The 16,251-nt window shown below is 71.9% G+C and carries 18 protein-coding genes; 9 read left to right on the forward strand and 9 right to left on the reverse strand.

Going from position 1 to position 16,251, the window contains the following annotated elements:
• Nucleotides 1–12 precede the first annotated feature (12 nt).
• A complete protein-coding gene (locus FHX52_RS23410; protein ID WP_141824705.1) occupies nt 13–960 on the forward strand; it encodes an aldose 1-epimerase family protein in 948 nt (315 codons plus the stop codon).
• Here the strand turns inward: FHX52_RS23410 and FHX52_RS23415 are convergent.
• The 5 genes from FHX52_RS23415 to FHX52_RS23435 form a co-directional block, all read right to left on the reverse strand.
• Nucleotides 947–1,438 carry an SRPBCC family protein gene (locus tag FHX52_RS23415; protein WP_141824706.1) on the reverse strand — a complete coding sequence of 164 codons (492 nt, stop codon included), beginning with the start codon at nt 1,436–1,438 and terminating at the stop codon, nt 947–949. The genes FHX52_RS23410 and FHX52_RS23415 overlap by 14 nt on opposite strands.
• A 21-nt stretch (nt 1,439–1,459) precedes the next feature.
• On the reverse strand, nt 1,460–2,338 hold the full coding sequence (locus FHX52_RS23420; RefSeq protein ID WP_141824707.1) for an ABC transporter permease: 879 nt from the start codon (nt 2,336–2,338) through the stop codon (nt 1,460–1,462).
• Nucleotides 2,335–3,255, reverse strand: a complete 921-nt coding sequence (locus FHX52_RS23425; RefSeq protein WP_141824708.1) for an ABC transporter ATP-binding protein — start codon at nt 3,253–3,255, stop codon at nt 2,335–2,337. The genes FHX52_RS23420 and FHX52_RS23425 overlap by 4 nt, the downstream gene beginning before the upstream one ends.
• A gap of 181 nt (nt 3,256–3,436) precedes the next feature.
• Nucleotides 3,437–4,111, reverse strand: a complete 675-nt coding sequence (locus FHX52_RS23430; RefSeq protein ID WP_141824709.1) for a response regulator transcription factor — start codon at nt 4,109–4,111, stop codon at nt 3,437–3,439.
• 16 nt (nt 4,112–4,127) lie between these two features.
• Nucleotides 4,128–5,369: a sensor histidine kinase gene (locus FHX52_RS23435; protein WP_141824710.1), complete on the reverse strand. Its 1,242-nt coding sequence runs from the start codon at nt 5,367–5,369 to the stop codon at nt 4,128–4,130.
• Nucleotides 5,370–5,535: 166 nt separating this feature from the next.
• Here FHX52_RS23435 and FHX52_RS23440 point away from each other — a divergent pair, with 166 nt between their 5' ends.
• Both FHX52_RS23440 and FHX52_RS23445 read left to right on the forward strand, forming a co-directional pair.
• Entirely contained in the window at nt 5,536–5,931 is a 396-nt protein-coding gene (locus FHX52_RS23440; RefSeq protein WP_141824711.1) for a cold-shock protein, read from the forward strand.
• Nucleotides 5,928–6,899, forward strand: a complete 972-nt coding sequence (locus tag FHX52_RS23445) for a DUF3027 domain-containing protein (protein ID WP_246070357.1) — start codon at nt 5,928–5,930, stop codon at nt 6,897–6,899. Before FHX52_RS23440 ends, FHX52_RS23445 begins: the two co-directional genes overlap by 4 nt.
• A 96-nt stretch (nt 6,900–6,995) precedes the next feature.
• On the opposite strand, the gene FHX52_RS23450 is transcribed toward FHX52_RS23445, so the two are convergent.
• Nucleotides 6,996–7,259, reverse strand: coding sequence for a DUF2530 domain-containing protein (locus FHX52_RS23450; RefSeq protein WP_246070358.1), 264 nt, complete (start codon nt 7,257–7,259; stop codon nt 6,996–6,998).
• Nucleotides 7,260–7,330: 71 nt separating this feature from the next.
• Between FHX52_RS23450 and FHX52_RS23455 the strand changes: the two genes are divergently transcribed.
• The 4 genes from FHX52_RS23455 (at nt 7,331) to FHX52_RS23470 (ending at nt 11,496) form a co-directional block, all read left to right on the forward strand.
• Nucleotides 7,331–8,845, forward strand: coding sequence for an NCS2 family permease (locus FHX52_RS23455; RefSeq protein ID WP_141824712.1), 1,515 nt, complete (start codon nt 7,331–7,333; stop codon nt 8,843–8,845).
• A 188-nt stretch (nt 8,846–9,033) separates the two neighbouring features.
• The gene (locus FHX52_RS23460; protein ID WP_141824713.1) at nt 9,034–9,483 is read left to right on the forward strand and encodes a MarR family winged helix-turn-helix transcriptional regulator; all 450 of its coding nucleotides are present in this window, start codon (nt 9,034–9,036) and stop codon (nt 9,481–9,483) included.
• Complete coding sequence (locus FHX52_RS23465) at nt 9,480–10,796, forward strand: MFS transporter (protein WP_141824714.1); 1,317 nt, start codon at nt 9,480–9,482, stop codon at nt 10,794–10,796. Before FHX52_RS23460 ends, FHX52_RS23465 begins: the two co-directional genes overlap by 4 nt.
• A 175-nt stretch (nt 10,797–10,971) precedes the next feature.
• Nucleotides 10,972–11,496 carry a ferritin gene (locus FHX52_RS23470; protein ID WP_141824715.1) on the forward strand — a complete coding sequence of 175 codons (525 nt, stop codon included), beginning with the start codon at nt 10,972–10,974 and terminating at the stop codon, nt 11,494–11,496.
• 97 nt (nt 11,497–11,593) lie between these two features.
• Here FHX52_RS23470 and serC read toward each other — a convergent pair whose 3' ends face one another.
• The gene (gene serC, locus FHX52_RS23475) at nt 11,594–12,718 is read right to left on the reverse strand and encodes a phosphoserine transaminase (RefSeq protein WP_185747460.1); all 1,125 of its coding nucleotides are present in this window, start codon (nt 12,716–12,718) and stop codon (nt 11,594–11,596) included.
• A gap of 268 nt (nt 12,719–12,986) precedes the next feature.
• Between serC and FHX52_RS23480 the strand changes: the two genes are divergently transcribed.
• Nucleotides 12,987–13,649, forward strand: a complete 663-nt coding sequence (locus tag FHX52_RS23480) for a pentapeptide repeat-containing protein (protein ID WP_246070359.1) — start codon at nt 12,987–12,989, stop codon at nt 13,647–13,649.
• A gap of 36 nt (nt 13,650–13,685) precedes the next feature.
• On the opposite strand, the gene FHX52_RS23485 is transcribed toward FHX52_RS23480, so the two are convergent.
• Nucleotides 13,686–14,096, reverse strand: coding sequence for a hypothetical protein (locus FHX52_RS23485; protein ID WP_141824716.1), 411 nt, complete (start codon nt 14,094–14,096; stop codon nt 13,686–13,688).
• 122 nt (nt 14,097–14,218) lie between these two features.
• Here FHX52_RS23485 and pdxH point away from each other — a divergent pair, with 122 nt between their 5' ends.
• Complete coding sequence (gene pdxH / locus FHX52_RS23490) at nt 14,219–14,929, forward strand: pyridoxamine 5'-phosphate oxidase (RefSeq protein ID WP_141824717.1); 711 nt, start codon at nt 14,219–14,221, stop codon at nt 14,927–14,929.
• A 153-nt stretch (nt 14,930–15,082) separates the two neighbouring features.
• Here pdxH and FHX52_RS23495 read toward each other — a convergent pair whose 3' ends face one another.
• On the reverse strand, nt 15,083–16,246 hold the full coding sequence (locus tag FHX52_RS23495) for a hypothetical protein (RefSeq protein WP_141824718.1): 1,164 nt from the start codon (nt 16,244–16,246) through the stop codon (nt 15,083–15,085).
• Nucleotides 16,247–16,251 lie beyond the last annotated feature (5 nt).

Below are 16,251 nucleotides of genomic sequence, written 5' to 3' on the forward strand. Positions count from 1 at the left end.
ACCGTGGGCGCCATGAGCGCCCTGCACCCCGAGCTGACCGGGGCCTCCGACCCCGAGGCCGCCCTGCCCACCGGCCAGCAGTGGGTCATCGGCCACGGCCCGTTCGAGGCGACCGTGGTCGAGGTCGGTGGCGGCCTGCGCACGCTGACCCGCGACGGCGTGGACCTCGTCGCCGGCTACGCGGCGCAGGAGCGGTGCGCGTCCGGGCGGGGCCAGCAGCTCATGCCCTGGCCCAACCGCATCCGAGACGGTCGCTACACCTTCGCGGGCACGGAGCAGCAGCTGCCGCTCACCGAGGTACCGCTGCGCAACGCGAGCCACGGTCTCGTCCGCTGGGCGCTGTGGGAGCTCGTCGAGATGGAGGACTCGTGGCTGACCGTGGGCTACCGCCTGCACCCGCAGCCCGGCTGGGAGCACTTCCTCGACCTGCGCACGACCTACGCCCTCGACGACTCGGGCCTCACCGTCACGACGGCCGCCCGCAACGTCGGCCCCGCCCCGGCCCCCTTCGGCTACGGCGCCCACCCCTACCTCGCGACGGGTGACACGCCCCTCGACGACATCGAGGTGCGCATCCCGGCCCGCGAGTGGGTCGAGGTCGACGACCGGCTGCTGCCGGTCGGGCGCCACCCGGTGCCCGGCAGCGACTACGACTTCCTCGAGCGCCACCGGGTCGGCGCGCACGACCTCGACACCGCCTACACCGATGTCGCGCGGGACGCCGACGGGATGTGGCGCTGCACCGTCGCGTCGGCCGACCGCACGGTGACCCTGTGGGCCGACGAGTCGTTCGGGTGGCTCCAGGTCTTCACCGCGATCGCCCGCGACCAGAAGGGGGTCCCCGGGGTCGCCGTCGAGCCGATGTCGTGCCCGGCAGACGCCTTCAACTCGACCGAGTCGCTCGTCGTGCTCGAGCCCGGCGACGAGTGGACCGGCACCTGGGGCATCACCCCGGACTGACCGCGCCTGCCACGAGCACGTCAGAGGTCTCCTCGAGGGCCTGCCGGGCGTAGCCGCGCCACAGCCGGCCGACGAGCGGCAGGACGCGGGCGGCATACCCCGACGTGGGGTGTAGGACCCACGACCACGTGACGAGCACGCCCGTGCCGACGGGCGCGAAGGCCCAGCGCCCCTCGACCCCGCTGACGAGCGGACGCAGCGGACCGGTGATGTCGGTGAGCCGGTAGGCGAAGTGGTGCGGCCGCACGACCTCGGTCAGCTGCTCGCGCATCGTGCCGCCGTCGGTGAGCACGATGGTGCGCGTCTGTCCGACCTCGCCCCACGTGCCGGCCTGGTCGCGCACCTCCCGGATCGGAGGCAGGGGCCCGTAGCGGCGCGACATGAGCTCGGTGAGCGGGTGGGGGAGCAGGTGGTCGAACGCCGCCTCGACCTTGACGGGGATGGCGCGCGACGACTCGAGGTGCAGGGCAGTGGCCATGCCCCACCCTACGAGTGCACGTCAGACGTCGCGGCGACGCAGCGCCACGCCTGCTGCCACGACCGCTGCGACGAGCCACACCGCGTAGACGACCGCCCCCGTGCCCGGGCTGAGCAGGTTGTCGCGGGCGACGACCGTCGTGAATGCCGAACCCGCCTGCGACGGAAGGTAACCCACGGCGTCCTTCCAGTCGTCGGGCAGCAGCAGCGACGCGAAGCCCGGCACCACGAGAATGAGCCCGATCAGCGAACCCACGCCGAAGCCGATGCTGCGGGTCAGCAGACCGAGGCAGATGCCGATGACGCCGATGCCGACGAGGTAGGCGGCGGTGCCGAGCACGGCACGGGGCACGCCGGGGTCCGACCAGTCCGCCGTGGCAGCGTTGCCGTTGTCGAGGACGGCGGTGCCGCCGAGGTAGGCGCCGAGCGTCGAGACGAGCACGACGACCCCAGTGACGGCGACGAAGACGACGATGCGGGCGGCGAGGACCGGCAGCCGACGGGGCACCGCTGCCATCGTGGTGCGCACCATGCCGCTGCCGTACTCCCGCACCCCGACCAGCACGCCCAGCACGCCGATGACCAGCACGGCGAGCGTCTGGCCGGCGAGCACGATGGTCAGCGGGTCGGTGCCGCTGAGGCCAGGTCCTCCGCCGGCTGGCCCGGGCGCGCTGACCGAGCCGGTGGACGTGCCGGCAGCGATGAGCCCGATGCCGACCATGACGACGACGATCGAGGCCAGGGTCCAGAGGTTGGCGCGCACCGTCACGAAGCGGATCCACTCCGAGTGGACGACCCGAGTCCAGGTCATGCGGTAGCCGGCGGACGCAGCACGTGGCGCAGGCGCCTCGGCGACGAGCCCATCGGAGGTGCTGGCGTCGCTGGCGGTGTCGGTGCTCATGCCGAGGTCCTCTCGGTGTGGCCGTGGAACTCCACGGCGTCGTCGGTCAGTGTCATGAAGGCCTCCTCGAGGGAGAGGCGGCGGGTGGCGAGCTGGTGCAGCACGATGCCGGACTCGGCGGCGACCTCGCCGATGCGGGCGGCGCTGAGGCCGCGCACCTCGATGACGCCCTCCTCGGCGGCCGAGATCTCGACCCCGGGCCCGGCGATGGCCCGGGCGAGGTCCGCCACCCGCGGAGCGGCCACCTCGACCCGCTCGCCCGAGGCCTGGTCGATGAAGTCGGTCATCGGCTGGTCGGTGATGACCTTGCCGTGGCCGACGATGATGAGGTGGTCGGCGGTCAGCTCCATCTCGGTCATGAGGTGCGAGGAGATGAAGACGGTGCGACCCTCGGCCGCAAGCTGGCGGGCCAGGGCCCGGATCCACTTGATGCCGTCGGGGTCGAGCCCGTTGACCGGTTCGTCGAGCATGACGACCGGGGGGTCGGCGAGCAGGGCCGTGGCGATGCCGAGGCGCTGGCCCATGCCGAGCGAAAACGAGCCCGCGGCCTTGCCGGCGACGTCGGTGAGCCCGACGAGGTCGAGCACGTCGTCGACGCGGCGCGTGCCGACGCCGACGGTGGCGCCCACCGCACGCAGGTGGTTGCGGGCCGAGCGTGTCTTGTCGAAGGCCTTGCCGTCGAGCAGCGCACCGACGTGGGCAATGGGCGCGGGGGAGTCGGCATACGGCCTGCCGTCGACGAGCGCCCGACCCGAGGTGGGCCGGTCGAGGCCGAGGATGACGCGCATCGTCGTGGACTTGCCGGCGCCGTTGGGGCCGAGGAAGCCGGTGACCCGGCCGGGCCGCACGGTGAAGGTCATGCCGTCGACTGCCGTGGTGGTGCCGTAGCGCTTGACGAGCTGCTCGACCTCGATCATCGGGTGCTCCTGGGGGAGGGGTGTCTTCTCACCCCTCCACCGTCGCCGACGAGGGGGGTCGACCGCGTCGCCCCACCGCGGCATCCTCCGACTACCACGGCTGCGGTATGCCGTCCGGCCGCCGACCGCTCGAGCGTGACGTGAGCGAGCGGCGGGTGCCGCCCGGGCCGGCAACGAGGGCTCAGAGGTCCCCGGCGCGCACGAGCCCGGTCTGGTAGGCGATGACGACGAGCTGGGCGCGGTCGCGGGCGCCGACCTTGGTCATGGCCCGGTTGACGTGGGTCTTGGCCGTGAAGGGCGAGACGAAGAGAGTCGCGGCGATCTGCTCGTTGCTGAGGCCGCGGCCGACGAGCACGACGACCTCGCGCTCGCGTTCGGTCAGGGAGTCGAGTCGGCGGTCGCTGACCGTGGCAGAGGCCTCCATCGGCGTCGACAGGTAGCGCGCGATGAGGCTCCGGGTGGCCCGGGGCGACAGCAGGGAGTCCCCGGCGGCCACGGTGCGGATGGCCTCGATCAGCCCGGTGGGGCCGACGTCCTTGCCGAGGAAGCCGGCAGCCCCGGCCCGTAGTGCCGCGAGCACGTTCTCGTCCGCCTCGAAGGTGGTCAGCACGAGCACGTGCACGGCAGACAGCTCCGGTTCCGAGGTGATCTGCTCGGTGGCGTGCAGCCCGTCGAGCTCGGGCATGCGGATGTCCATGAGGACGACGTCGGGCCGCAGGGCTCTGGCCCGGTCGACCGCCTCCCGGCCCGTGGCTGCCTCGCCGACGACGACGAGGTCGGGCTCGGAGTCGATGATGGCCGAGAAGCCGGCCCGGATGAGGGCCTGGTCGTCGACGACGAGCACGGAGATGGTCACGCGGTCACCGGGCCCTTCATGTGCTCACCGGGCGGGTCGCGCCGGCAGTGGGCTCGCCACGCGCAGGGATGCCGCTCGGGAGGCGCACCCGCACGGTGAAGTGGCCGCCCGGGGTGGGTCCGGCCTCGAGCTCTCCGCCCACGAGCGAGACGCGTTCACGCATGCCGATGAGCCCGTGACCGGTGCGTGCGCCGTCTTCGTCCTTCTCATCCGAGACGGCGGCGTCGCCACCGGGCACGGCGACCCGGTTGCAGACCTCGACCTCGAGGTGGTCGGTGTCCTGACGGGTCACGAGCTCGATGGGGCCGGAGCCGTGACGGGCGGCGTTCGTCAGGGCCTCCTGAACGACCCGGTAGAGGTGCAGCTCAGCGGCCGGGGCGACGGCGAGGTCAGGTCCCGAGTGCCGCCACCTGATGGTCGCGCCAGCCTCCCGGAGGCCGTCGACGAGCCGGGGAAGGTCGTCCGGGCCCGGCGCCGGCTCGAGGTCCGGCCCGTCCTCGGTGGTGCGCAGCAGCCCGACGAGGTCGCCCATCTCGGCGAGTGCCTGGCTGCTCGCGGCCCGCACCTGGCGGATGGCCTCGACGGCCCGTTCGGGGTCGGACCCCGCGAGGTGCTCGGCGACGCCGGCCTGCACGTTCACGACGGCGATGTGGTGGGCGACGACGTCGTGCAGGTCACGCGAGATGCGCAGCCGCTCCTCGGCGACCCGTCGCTGGGCCTCCTCGTCGCGGCTCCCCTCAGCCCTCCGGGCGCGGTCGATCGCGGCCGCGAGCACGGCGCGGTTGCTCCGTACGGCGTCGCCCAGCGCGGCGGCCATGCCACACCAGGCGACGACGGCGTAGCTCACCGGGTCGGTTGCCGACAGCACGTTGGCCCGGCCGACGAGGACCAGTGCGGACAGCATGGTCACCACCGCACCGATGACGGCGAGACGCCGCGTGCCGTAGGCAGCCAGGGCATAGAGCGCTGCCACGGTGGCCGGGAGCCCCCGCCCGACCGAGCCGGTGAGCAGCGGGGCGAGCGTCGCCGCGAGGGAGACGAGCCACACCGCTGCAGGGTGGGTCCGGCGCCAGAGCAGGGCGCCGCAGCCGATGACGAGCAGCACGACCGACTCGGGGGTCGGCGGTCCGAGGCTGATGCCCTGGCCCTCGGGCGTGGCGGGGACCGAGGCCAGCGAGGCGGCGAAGATCGCCGCGGCGATGAACGCGTCGACCCAGCGCGGATGGCGCTCCATCCACCCGCGCAGGCCGGTCCTCACGTCATGACGATAGCCGTCGCGGTCGCCCTGGGCCGGGCGCGCGACGCAGCTGCTCCGGACGCGGAAATCGAGGTTGCCCCCAGCCGTTAGTCTGGAGGGGAGCGCAAGGAGCGCCATCGGGTCGTGCCCACGGAGGGTCGACCCGCGACGAGCAACGAGGTGGACTGTGCCGACTGGCAAGGTCAGGTTCTACGACGTGGACAAGGGCTTCGGATTCATCTCCGACGACGACGGCACCGACGTCTTCCTGCACGCGAACGCCCTTCCCGAGGGTGTCACGAGCCTGAAGAAGGGTGCGCGGGTCGAGTTCGGCATCGTCGAGGGCCGCAAGGGCGCCCAGGCCCTCCAGGTCCGCGTCCTCGACCCCGTCGGGTCCGTCACCGCAGGCCGCCGCGAGCGCGACCGCAAGCCCGCCGACGAGATGGTCGTCATCATCGAGGACGTCGTCCAGCTGCTCGACGGTGTCTCCGAGGGCCTGCGCAGGGGGCACTACCCCGACAAGAAGCTCGGCTCCAACGTCGCCCGCGCGCTGCGCGGCCTCGCCGACCAGCTGGACGCGTGACCGTGGCCGCCGCGACGACCCGTTCGCGCACGGGTGCTCCCGACGCCGTCCTCGCCGGTGCCGTCGACCTCGCCCGCGAGGTCCTCGTGACCATCGCCGAGCCCGGCACCGTCGGCGACCACCTCGGCATGGAGCCCCTCGAGGAGCGCCTCGCCATGCACTGGTTCGCGTGCCTCTCGGCGGGCTACCAGGGCTGGCGCTGGGGCGTCACGGTCGCCCGCGTGCCCCGCGGCAAGGTCGCCACCGTCTCCGAGACCAACCTGCTCCCCGGCCCCGACGCGCTCCTCGCGCCCGAGTGGCTGCCGTATGCCGACCGGCTGGCTCCCGGAGACCTCGGCGCCGGCGACGTGCTGCCCTTCCGTGAGGTCGACCCCTACCTCGAGGCCGGCTTCGAGGCGACCGGCGACGAGGACGTCGACCAGATGGCCTTCTTCGAGCTCGGTCTCGGACGCCCCCGCGTGCTGTCGGCGGAGGGCCGCGAGGCCGCCGCCAGCCGGTGGTACGACGGCGAGGGCGGACCCACCTCCGACGTGTCGGCCAAGGCCACGGCCCGCTGCTCGTCGTGCGGCTACTTCCTGCCGATGGCGGGGGCGCTGCGGTCGACCTTCGGCGTCTGCGCCAACGAGTGGAGCCCCTCCGACGGGCGGGTCATCTCGCTCGACCACGGCTGTGGTGCGCACTCCGAGACCGACGCCGACCAGCCCGAGTCCCTCTCGATCGGTGAACCGATCGTCGACGAGTTCGCCGTCGACCTCGAGGCCGTCGAGGTGCGCGAGCAGCCCGAGGTCGTTGCCGAGGCAGATGCCGAGGCGGTGCCCGAGGCCGCCGAGGTTGCCGAGGTTGCCGAGTCCGAGGTCGTTGCCGACGCCGGACTCGAGTCCGAGGTCGTCGCCGAGGCAGATGCCGAGGGGCAGCCCGAGGCGCCGGTGGAGGAGCAGCACGGGTCCGACGACCCGGTCACCGACTGAGCAGCACGGCGACGGACGGACACCGCGACGGCCGCGCGAAGCGACACCCGGCGGGGCGGCATACCGGCTCGTCGACGGTGACCGCGACCTGACCGCTCAGGCGGCGTCGCGCGCGTTGCCGCGCCCGCGGCGCAGGTAGGCCCAGCCCATCGCGCCGAGGACGAGACCGGCGACGCAGGCCCACGGCCACCAGTCGCGGTCGCCGTCGTGCAGCGCCGGAACGACGAGGGTGACGACGAGGGCGACGAGCCAGCAGGCGAGCCCGACCTCGACGACCCGCAGCATCGGCACGTGCAGCGGCCGGATGCGGTCGATCGGGATGCCGCGCGCGGGAGGCTCCGGTCGGGGGTCGTCGGTCACGGTGGACAGCCTAGACAGTGCGGGCGGACGCCGGCACACGCGTGCGCTGCGCCCCCGTTAGGGTGACCGCCATGTCGACCGAAACACGCATTCCGCCCACCACGGCGGAACCCACCACCAACGGCCTGGACCGCTTCTTCAAGATCACCGAGCGCGGGTCCAACGTCTCGCGCGAGATCCGCGGCGGCCTCGTCACCTTCTTCACGATGGCCTACATCATCGTGCTCAACCCGATCATCCTCTCCGGCGTCGTCGACGGCTCGGGCACGATGATCGGCGGCACGACCGACCTGACGCAGAGCAAGCTGCTCGTCGCCGTCGGAACGGCCGTGGTGGCCGGCGTCATGTCGATCCTCATGGGCCTCGTGGCGAACTTCCCGATCGCCCTGGCTGCGGGCCTCGGCATCAACGGCCTCATCACGGGCATGGTCATCACCCACTCCTCCGACAAGATCACCTTCGCCGACCTCATGGGTCTCGTCGTCATCGAGGGCGTCATCATCCTCGTGCTCGTGCTGACCGGCTTCCGCAAGGCGGTCTTCCGGGCGATCCCGGCGACGCTCAAGGTCGCCATCTCGGTCGGCATCGGCCTGTTCATCGCCTACATCGGCGTCATCGACGCCGGCTTCGCGCGCCGCCCGACGACCCCGGGATCGGTGCCGAGCGAGCTGGGCATCGGGGGCAGCCTCGACGGGTGGCCGACGCTCGTCTTCGTCGTCGGCGTCTTCCTCATCGCCGTGCTGCTCATCAAGAAGGTCAAGGGCGCGATCCTCATCGGCATCGTCGCCGCGACGGTCCTCGCGATGGTCCTCGAGGCGATCTTCCACCTCGGCCCGCGCGTCTTCGACGACAAGGGCGCGCTCACCAACCCCGACACGTGGGCCCTCACGGTGCCGAGCCTGCCGAGCTCGATCACGAACACCCCCGACCTCGGCATCCTCGGCCAGTTCAGCCTGCTCGGCTCCTTCGAGAAGCTCGGCATCATCACCGCGTCGCTCTTCGTCTTCTCGCTGCTGCTCGCCGACTTCTTCGACACGATGGGCACGGTCGTCGCCATCGGCACCGAGGCCAAGCTGCTCGACGAGGACGGCAACCCGCCGCACACCGACCGCATCCTCGTCGTCGACTCGGTCGCGGCGATCGCGGGTGGCGCCGGCGGCGTCAGCAGCAACACGTCCTACATCGAATCGGCCTCGGGCGTCGAGGAGGGCGCCCGCACCGGCCTCGCGTCGGTCGTCACGGGCGTGCTCTTCCTGCTCGCGACGTTCCTCGCGCCGCTCTTCGCGGTCGTCCCGTCGGAGGCCGCGGCCCCGGCGCTCGTCATCGTCGGCTTCCTCATGATGACCCAGTTGACCAACATCGACTGGAACGACATGGAGGTCGCGCTGCCCGCGTTCCTCACGATCGTGCTCATGCCGTTCACCTACAACATCACCGTCGGCATCGGGGCGGGCTTCATCGCCTGGGTGCTCATCAAGATCGCCAAGGGCCACGCGGCGCGCATCCACCCGCTGCTGTGGATCGTCACCGGCTTCTTCGTCCTCTACTTCGTCAAGACACCGCTCGAGTCGCTGCTCGCCGGCTGACGCCGATCCCGTATGCCGTGAGGCCCCCTTCTGCTGGGAGGGGCCTCACGGCATACCGGCGAGGGAGGGCCGGGCTCTTCGGGTAGCGAGGGAGCGCAGGGGACGGGTCTTGCGGTGGGCGCGGAAATAGTTAGCGTAGGTAATGAGTTAGGGTAACTATCGACGAAACGTACATCTGAGGACACTGCATGCGTACCAAGACCGCGAGCCCGCCGTTCAGCCGCGCCGAGCTCAACTCCCTCTCCAACGACATCCGACTGGCGTGCATGCGCATCTCGCGCCGCGTTCGCTTCGAGTCCGACCGTGAGATGGCCCCGCACCAGTTCTCGGTGCTCTGCCGCCTCGAGGGCACCCACCGCACCAACAGCGAGCTCGCCGAGATCGAGCGCGTCTCCGCGCCGAGCATGAAGCGCACGACCGGTGCGCTCGTCGACCGCGGGTACGTCGCGCGGGCCGACGACCCGACCGACGGACGCCAGGTCATCCTCTCCCTCACCCCCGAGGGGCTGCGCGCCCTGCGCCGCGTCCGGCGCCACCGTGACGAGTGGATGATCTCGCGGCTCGACCGCCTCACCGACGAGGAGCGCGACCTGCTCCGTCGGGCTGCGGGCGTGCTCGCCAAGGTGGCGAGCGAATGAGCCCCACCTTCCAGTCGCTCGAGATCCGCAACTACCGCGTCTACGCCTCGGGCGCGATCGTCTCCAACGTCGGCACGTGGATGGGCCGCGTCGCCCAGGACTGGCTCGTCCTCACGGTCCTCACCGACCACTCGGCGACGGCGCTCGGCATCGTCACGGGTCTGCAGTTCCTGCCCTTCCTCGTGCTCGCGCCCTTTGCGGGCATGCTCGTCGACCGCATGCCCAAGCGGCAGCTGCTCTTCGCGACCCAGACCGCCCTGCTCGTCACGGCGCTGCTGCTCGCGGTGCTCACCGCGACCGGCGTCGTCGAGCTGTGGCACGTCTATGCGCTCGCCCTCATCCAGGGCATCGCGACGGCGGTCGACAACCCCGCGCGGCAGACCTTCGTCTCCGAGATGGTCGACCGCGACCACCTGCCCAACGCGGTCGCCCTCAACAGCGCGTCGTTCAACCTCGGCCGGCTCATCGGCCCCGGCGTCGCCGGCCTCGTCATCGCGGCCTTCGGCATCGCGCCCGCGCTCTTCATCAACGCCGCCACCTTCCTCTTCGTGCTGCTCGCGCTCCTGCGCCTGCGCACCTCCGAGCTCACCCCGTCGCCGCGAGCGCGCGGCAAGGGCCAGATCCGCGACGGCCTGCGCTACGTCAAGGGCCGCCCTGACCTCATCCTCGTGATGTTCCTCGTCTTCGTCCTCGGCACCTTCGGCATGAACTTCCAGCTGACGATGGCCCTCATGGCGACGAAGGTCTTCGACAAGGGCGCGGGGGAGTACGGCCTGCTCGGGTCGATCATGGCCGTCGGCTCGCTGACGGCGGCGCTCCTCTCGGCCCGCCGCGCCCGCCCCCGGATGCGCGTCCTGCTCGTCGCCCTCGCCGGCTTCACGGTCTCGACGGCGCTGCTCGCCACCGCTCCGAGCTACCTGCTCTTCGCGATCTACCTCGTGCCGACCGGCCTCGCCGCGCTGACCGCCCTGACGACGGCCAACGCCATGGTCCAGATCAGCGTCGACCCGGTCATGCGCGGGCGCGTCATGGCGCTGTACATGGCGATCTTCATGGGCGGCACTCCCGTCGGAGCGCCCGTCATCGGCTGGATCGGCGACGTGTGGGGCCCGCGCTGGACGATCGGCATCGGCACCGTCGCGGTCGGGCTCAGCCTGGCGGCGGTGGCCGTCTGGGTCGCGCGTCGGCAGAATGTGGCCGTGACCTTCCAGACCCGGCGCAGCCCTCGACTGCGCATCCAGGTCGCGCCGCAGCCCGTCGCCGAGGCTGCGCCCGTGCCGGCGGCCCGCGCGACGGCGGAGGCCCTGCGGTGAGCTTCAAGTTCCGCCACCGGGTGACGGTGGCCGCGCTCGCCCTGCTCGTCCTCATCGCCGTCGTCGCGGCTGTCGTCCAGCGCTGAACGGTGCGGTCGCCCGCGACGTCGCCGACCTAGGATGGGCCGCGCACAGCAGCACACGCCGCCCCGACCAGCGCGGAGGAGCCACGACCATGGCCGCCCAGAGGTTCGTCGACCTGCTCAACGAGCAGATCGGCCACGAGTACGCCGCCCACCACCAGTACGTCGCCATCGCCGTCCACTATGACGACCTGACCATGCCGCAGATGGCCTCGCTCTTCTACCGGCAGGCGCTCGAGGAGCGCGACCACGCCATGATGATGGTGCAGTACCTCCTCGACACCGACTCCAAGGTCGCCATCCCCGGCGCCCCGGCCCCGATCAACGACTTCGCCGACGTCGTCGAGCCGGTCCGCCTCGCCCTCGAGCAGGAGCGGCGCGTCAGCGACCAGATCAACGCGCTGACCGCCGTCGCCCGCGAGGAGCACGACTTCGCCTCCGACCAGTTCATGCAGTGGTTCATCAAGGAGCAGGTCGAGGAGATCAGCTCGATGAGCGACCTGCTGACCGTCGTCGAGCGCAACCGAGACGACATCGAGAACATCGAGGAGTACGTCCTTCGCGAGTCGCGCGCCGAGGCCACCGATGCCTCGGCCCCGCCCATCGCGGGCGCCTGACGGCACCACGCCGCACGGGCACGCACGACGAGAGGGCCAGCACCCGGCATACGGGAGCTGGCCCTCTCGGGCGTTCGGAGGCGGTATGCCGCGTGGCTCAGCCCAGCGCTGCGACCACGTGGTCGATGGCCTGGGTCAGCTTCGTGACGTCGTCGGGCTCGACGGCCGGGAACATCGCGACGCGCAGCTGGTTGCGGCCGAGCTTGCGGTAGGGCTCGACGTCGACCACGCCGTTGGCGCGCAGGGTCTTGGCGACCGCGGCGGCGTCGATCGAGTCGTCGAGGTCGATGGTGCCGACGACCTGCGAGCGGGCGGCCGGGTCGGCGACGTAGGGCGTCGTCCAGCTCGTCTGCTCGGCCCACGTGTAGAGGCGGCTCGAGGAGTCCTTGGTGCGCGAGGTGGCCCAGTCGAGACCGCCGTTGCCGAGGATCCACTGGAGCTGGCTGTTGAGCAGCGCCAGCGTGCTTACCGACGGGGTGTTGTAGGTCTGGTTCTTCAGCGAGTTGTCGATCGCGGTCGGCAGGCTGAAGAAGTCGGGTACCCAGCGGCCGGCTCCGGCGATCTCCTCGACCCGGGCGAGCGCCGCGGGGGAGAAGGCGGCGAGCCAGAGACCACCGTCGGAGGCGAAGCACTTCTGCGGGGCGAAGTAGTAGACGTCGGTCTGGGTGATGTCGACGGGCAGACCGCCGGCGCCCGAGGTGGCGTCGATGAGCACGAGCGCGTCGTCGTCGGCGCCCTCGACCCGGGTGACCGGGGCCATGACGCCGGTCGAGGTCTCGTTGTGCGGCCACGCGTAGACGTCGACACCGGCCTCGGCGTAGGGGGTAGCGAGGGTGCCGGGGTCGGCCTTGACGATGGTCGGGTCGCCGAGGAAGGGGGCAGCCTTGGTGACGTTGCCGAACTTGCTTGAGAACTCGCCGAAGGCGAGGTGCTGCGAGCGCTCGCGCACGAGGCCGAACGCCGCGATGTCCCAGAACGCGGTCGAGCCGCCGTTGCCGAGGATGATCTCGTAGCCCTCGGGCAGCGAGAAGAGGTCGGCAAGTCCTGCGCGGACCTCGCCGACGAGGTTCTTGACGGGCGCCTGGCGGTGCGAGGTCCCGAGCACCGTGCGTCCGAGGGAGCTGAGGTAGTCGAGCTGCTCGGGACGGACCTTGGAGGGTCCGGAGCCGAACCGTCCGTCGCCGGGCAGGAGCTCGGCCGGGATGGTGATGGGCTGGGTCACGGCTGGTGCTTCGGTCACGGATTCACCTTGGGAATGCGGCCACGTTACGAGCATGTGGCGGACGTGTTGATGGCGGATGACGCCGTTGTCACCGCTGCCATTGAACCCCACGTGCCCACTCCGTGGACACCGCTGCTCGATGTGTGGACGCCCACAGCTCTCTGTCCCCACGCTGGGTGGCCGGCTCCGTCGGCCCGATTCGAGGTGATTCGGCGCCCCACCCGGCGCGCAGGATCACCTCGAACCGGGGGTTGGTGCGGTGTCCGTCGTGGCTGCCAGACTCGCCCGTATGCCGTTCGATGCCGACCAGACGCTCCACCCCGACCCGGTCTTCGCCGCCCGCTCCATGACGCATCACGACACGCACCACGACGGCGTGCGCTTCGAGGGCACGGACTTCTCGGCGGCGCACGCCGAGAGTCACACCTTCCTCGAGTGCACGCTGCGCGGGGCGAGCCTGGCCGACGTGCACCTCGAGGGCTCGCGCTGGTCGGAGTGTGCGTGGGAGCGCGTGCAGGGTGTCGGCGTCTCGCTCGTCGAGGCCAGCCTTGCCGACATGGTGCTCGACGGCTGCCGGCTCGCCGCCGTCTCGGCCTGGGGGAGCACGTGGCGCGACGTCACGGTCCGCGGCGGCAAGGTCGACCTGCTCAACCTCAGGGGAGCCCGGCTCAAGGACGTCGCGTTCGTCGACTGCGTCGTCACCGAGCTCGACCTCGCCGAGGCTCGCGTCGACGGGCTCACCTTCGAGGGGTGCACGCTCGTCGGGCCGACCTTCGGCCGAGGCACGTATGCTGGCCTCGACCTCTCCGGCGCAACGCTGCGGTCACCGCGTGGCCTGGCCGCGCTGCGTGGGGCGACGCTGAGCCGGGCCCAGGTCATCGACCTCGCCGACGCCCTCGCCGCCGAGCTCGGCATCCTCATCGCCGACTGACGCGGAGACGCGGCCACCCGAGTGGGTGTGGAGGGCTCAGTTGACCTGGTTGGGCTTGCCGCGGCGCAGGGCCGCGGTGGCGGCGTCCTTGGCGCGGTCGGTCGGCTTGACCTTCTCGTCGGCGCGGATCCGCTTGGTGAGGTCGGCCCGCTCGAGGAGCGTGCTGAGCGGCATGTCGGTGGGCGGATAGACGGTGATCGGCTCGTCGGCGCTGAAGACGACCCAGTGCGACGCGTCGCCCTTGTAGACCTTGAGGATGCTGCCGTCGGCGAGCGACTTCGCGTGGGCCAGGGCGCCGCGTCGCGCCTTCTCCGACGCCATCGCCTTGCCCATGGCCTCCTTGACCGGCTCGCGCACCACCTGGGTGGCGACCCAGACCTGCGGGCCGTACTTCACCCCGAGCTTCACCGCCGTGACCGCGATCGCGACCTTGCCCTTGCCTGCCATCGTCCGACTCCTCACCTCGCGCCGGGCGCCTCGTCGTGAGGCCCCGGCACCTCGCTCGCCGGCCACGCGCCACTGCCTGACGCCGGCGCGAGCCTGCTCACGACCAACCCTAGTCTGAGCGCATGGACAACTCGCCCTCCGAGGGCAGCACCGGACTGTCTGCCGTGCGCCGCGTCGACTACGCCGGCGAAGGCCTCGTCGAGTCGGAGGTGGCCGACTCGCCCTACGCCCAGGCCCGAGCCTGGCTCGATGCCGCAGTGGCCGCCTCGCACGAGCGCGCCGACGTGCCCGAGCCGACGGCCCTCTCGGTGGCCACCGTCGACGCCCACGGCGCGCCCAACGTGCGCACCGTCCTCATGCGCTTCTTCGACGAGCGCGGGCCCGGCTTCGTGACCAACCTCGAGTCGGCCAAGGGCGTCGAGATCTCGGCCGACCCGCGCATCGCCGCCGCGCTCACGTGGCCCTCGCTCTATCGCGCGATCCGCTTCCGCGGCACGGCGCAGCTCATCGGGCGCGACGAGGTCGAGTCCTACTTCGACTCACGGCCCTACGGCTCGCGCCTGTCCGCCTGGGCCTCGGACCAGTCGCGTCCCGCACCCGACCGCGCGGCCCTCGAGGCCAAGTGGGCCGAGGCGCTCGCACGCTTCCCCGAGGACCGCGACGAGGAGGTGCCCGTGCCCGACTTCTGGGGCGGGTGGCGCATCGAGTGCGACGAGGTGGAGTTCTGGGCCGGCCGGCGCAACCGCCTGCACGACCGCATTGTCTTCACCCGCACCGGCTCGGGCAACCTCGCCGAGGCCTCCGCGTGGACGATGTCGCGCCGCCAGCCCTGACACCGGCTCGGCACGCCACTCCCAACCACCCACCCGGACACAGGAACAGGGCAGCCCGACCGGTCGGACTGCCCTGCTTCATCCTGGGGTGCTGGTGGGGACGCGACTAGCGCGCGGCCACCTCACACGTTCCGGAAGAAATCACTTCTCGGATCACCTCCCTTCGGGTTCGGTTCGAGCACCGTACGTCGACTCCGGACCCCCGGGCAAGACCTTTTCCCGTCTGCCGGACCCCGCCAGCACGACGAGCAGGGCGGCGCCGAACAGCACGGGGTAGGCGCTGATGGCTCCCAGCACGGCGGCGGCCCGAGCGAAGTTCAGGGTGAAGACGACCGCGAGGCCGGCTCCCGCCGTGAAGGCGCCCGCCCACACGCGCGGCGCGGTCGCCCACGGCAGCCGCTCCTCGACGGCCTGGGTCGCCTCGGGAGCCACGCGGGGGAAGAAGACGATCCACGCGGCATACCCCAGCGTGCCGAGGAAGGCCGACACGGCGAGCAGGCGCGCGACGAGCGGGGTGCCCGCGGTGCCCGGGAGGGTCGTGAGGTGGAGGATGGCGCCGCCGTCGCCGACGACGCTGCGCACCTGCCCCGGGCTCATCGACAGCCACCGGTCGAGCGCGCCGCTGAGCAGCAGCGCCGGCACGCCGAGGTAGCCGATCAGCAGCGCCCCCCGGAAGCGGCGCCGCCCCCGCGCCTCGGGCATGCCGCGCGACCACTCCCAGAGGAAGCCGAGCGGCGTCAGCGCGAGCAGGTGCCCGAGCACGACGAGGTGGTATGCCGGGAAGCCGAGTGACAGCGCCAGCGCGGCCGCGAGCACGGCCCAGGCCACGACCCGCCGCGTCGTCCCGGGCCAGCGCCAGACGCCCGCGGCGAGCACGCCGTAGCCCAGGGTGATCGCGACGAGCTCGGCCGGGCGGCCCACGATGCGGGCGAGCAGACCGCTCAGCGCGACTCCGGTGACGAGCACGACGAGCACCCGCGTGAACGCCGGGTCGAGCAGGGCGGCGAAGCGGCCGAGGAGGTAGCGCGACGAGAGGGTCGCCGAGAGGACCCCGAAGAAGACGAGGCCGAGCACGATGGTCGCCATCGGCGCCAGGACCGACAGGGCGAGCGAGACCACCGACACGCCGACGGCCACCCCCATGAGGCCCGGGCGGTGCCCGCGGACGGGCGAGACGGCATACGGCATCGGGGGCCGCGCGGACGGTGAGTCGTCGGGCGACGGGGTACCCATCTCGGGCACGACGGGACCGGCGGACGTCGGGACCGACGCCACCTCACCCGCCCTCAGGGGGCCCGTCCAGGGGATCCCGGCCACGTCAT

This window comes from Humibacillus xanthopallidus, from assembly GCF_006717145.1.
GTDB classification, from domain to species: Bacteria; Actinomycetota; Actinomycetes; order Actinomycetales; family Dermatophilaceae; genus Humibacillus; species Humibacillus xanthopallidus.

What these genes read in the sequence shown, in the direction of transcription:
- FHX52_RS23410 (WP_141824705.1), top strand. Translation starts at nt 13, where the DNA reads ATGAGCGCCCTGCACCCCGAGCTGACCGGGGCCTCCGACCCCGAGGCC.
- FHX52_RS23415 (WP_141824706.1), bottom strand. Translation starts at nt 1,438, where the DNA reads ATGGCCACTGCCCTGCACCTCGAGTCGTCGCGCGCCATCCCCGTCAAG.
- FHX52_RS23420 (WP_141824707.1), bottom strand. Translation starts at nt 2,338, where the DNA reads ATGAGCACCGACACCGCCAGCGACGCCAGCACCTCCGATGGGCTCGTC.
- FHX52_RS23425 (WP_141824708.1), bottom strand. Translation starts at nt 3,255, where the DNA reads ATGATCGAGGTCGAGCAGCTCGTCAAGCGCTACGGCACCACCACGGCA.
- FHX52_RS23455 (WP_141824712.1), top strand. Translation starts at nt 7,331, where the DNA reads ATGTCGACCGAAACACGCATTCCGCCCACCACGGCGGAACCCACCACC.
- FHX52_RS23460 (WP_141824713.1), top strand. Translation starts at nt 9,034, where the DNA reads ATGCGTACCAAGACCGCGAGCCCGCCGTTCAGCCGCGCCGAGCTCAAC.
- FHX52_RS23465 (WP_141824714.1), top strand. Translation starts at nt 9,480, where the DNA reads ATGAGCCCCACCTTCCAGTCGCTCGAGATCCGCAACTACCGCGTCTAC.
- FHX52_RS23470 (WP_141824715.1), top strand. Translation starts at nt 10,972, where the DNA reads ATGGCCGCCCAGAGGTTCGTCGACCTGCTCAACGAGCAGATCGGCCAC.
- FHX52_RS23485 (WP_141824716.1), bottom strand. Translation starts at nt 14,096, where the DNA reads ATGGCAGGCAAGGGCAAGGTCGCGATCGCGGTCACGGCGGTGAAGCTC.
- pdxH (WP_141824717.1), top strand. Translation starts at nt 14,219, where the DNA reads ATGGACAACTCGCCCTCCGAGGGCAGCACCGGACTGTCTGCCGTGCGC.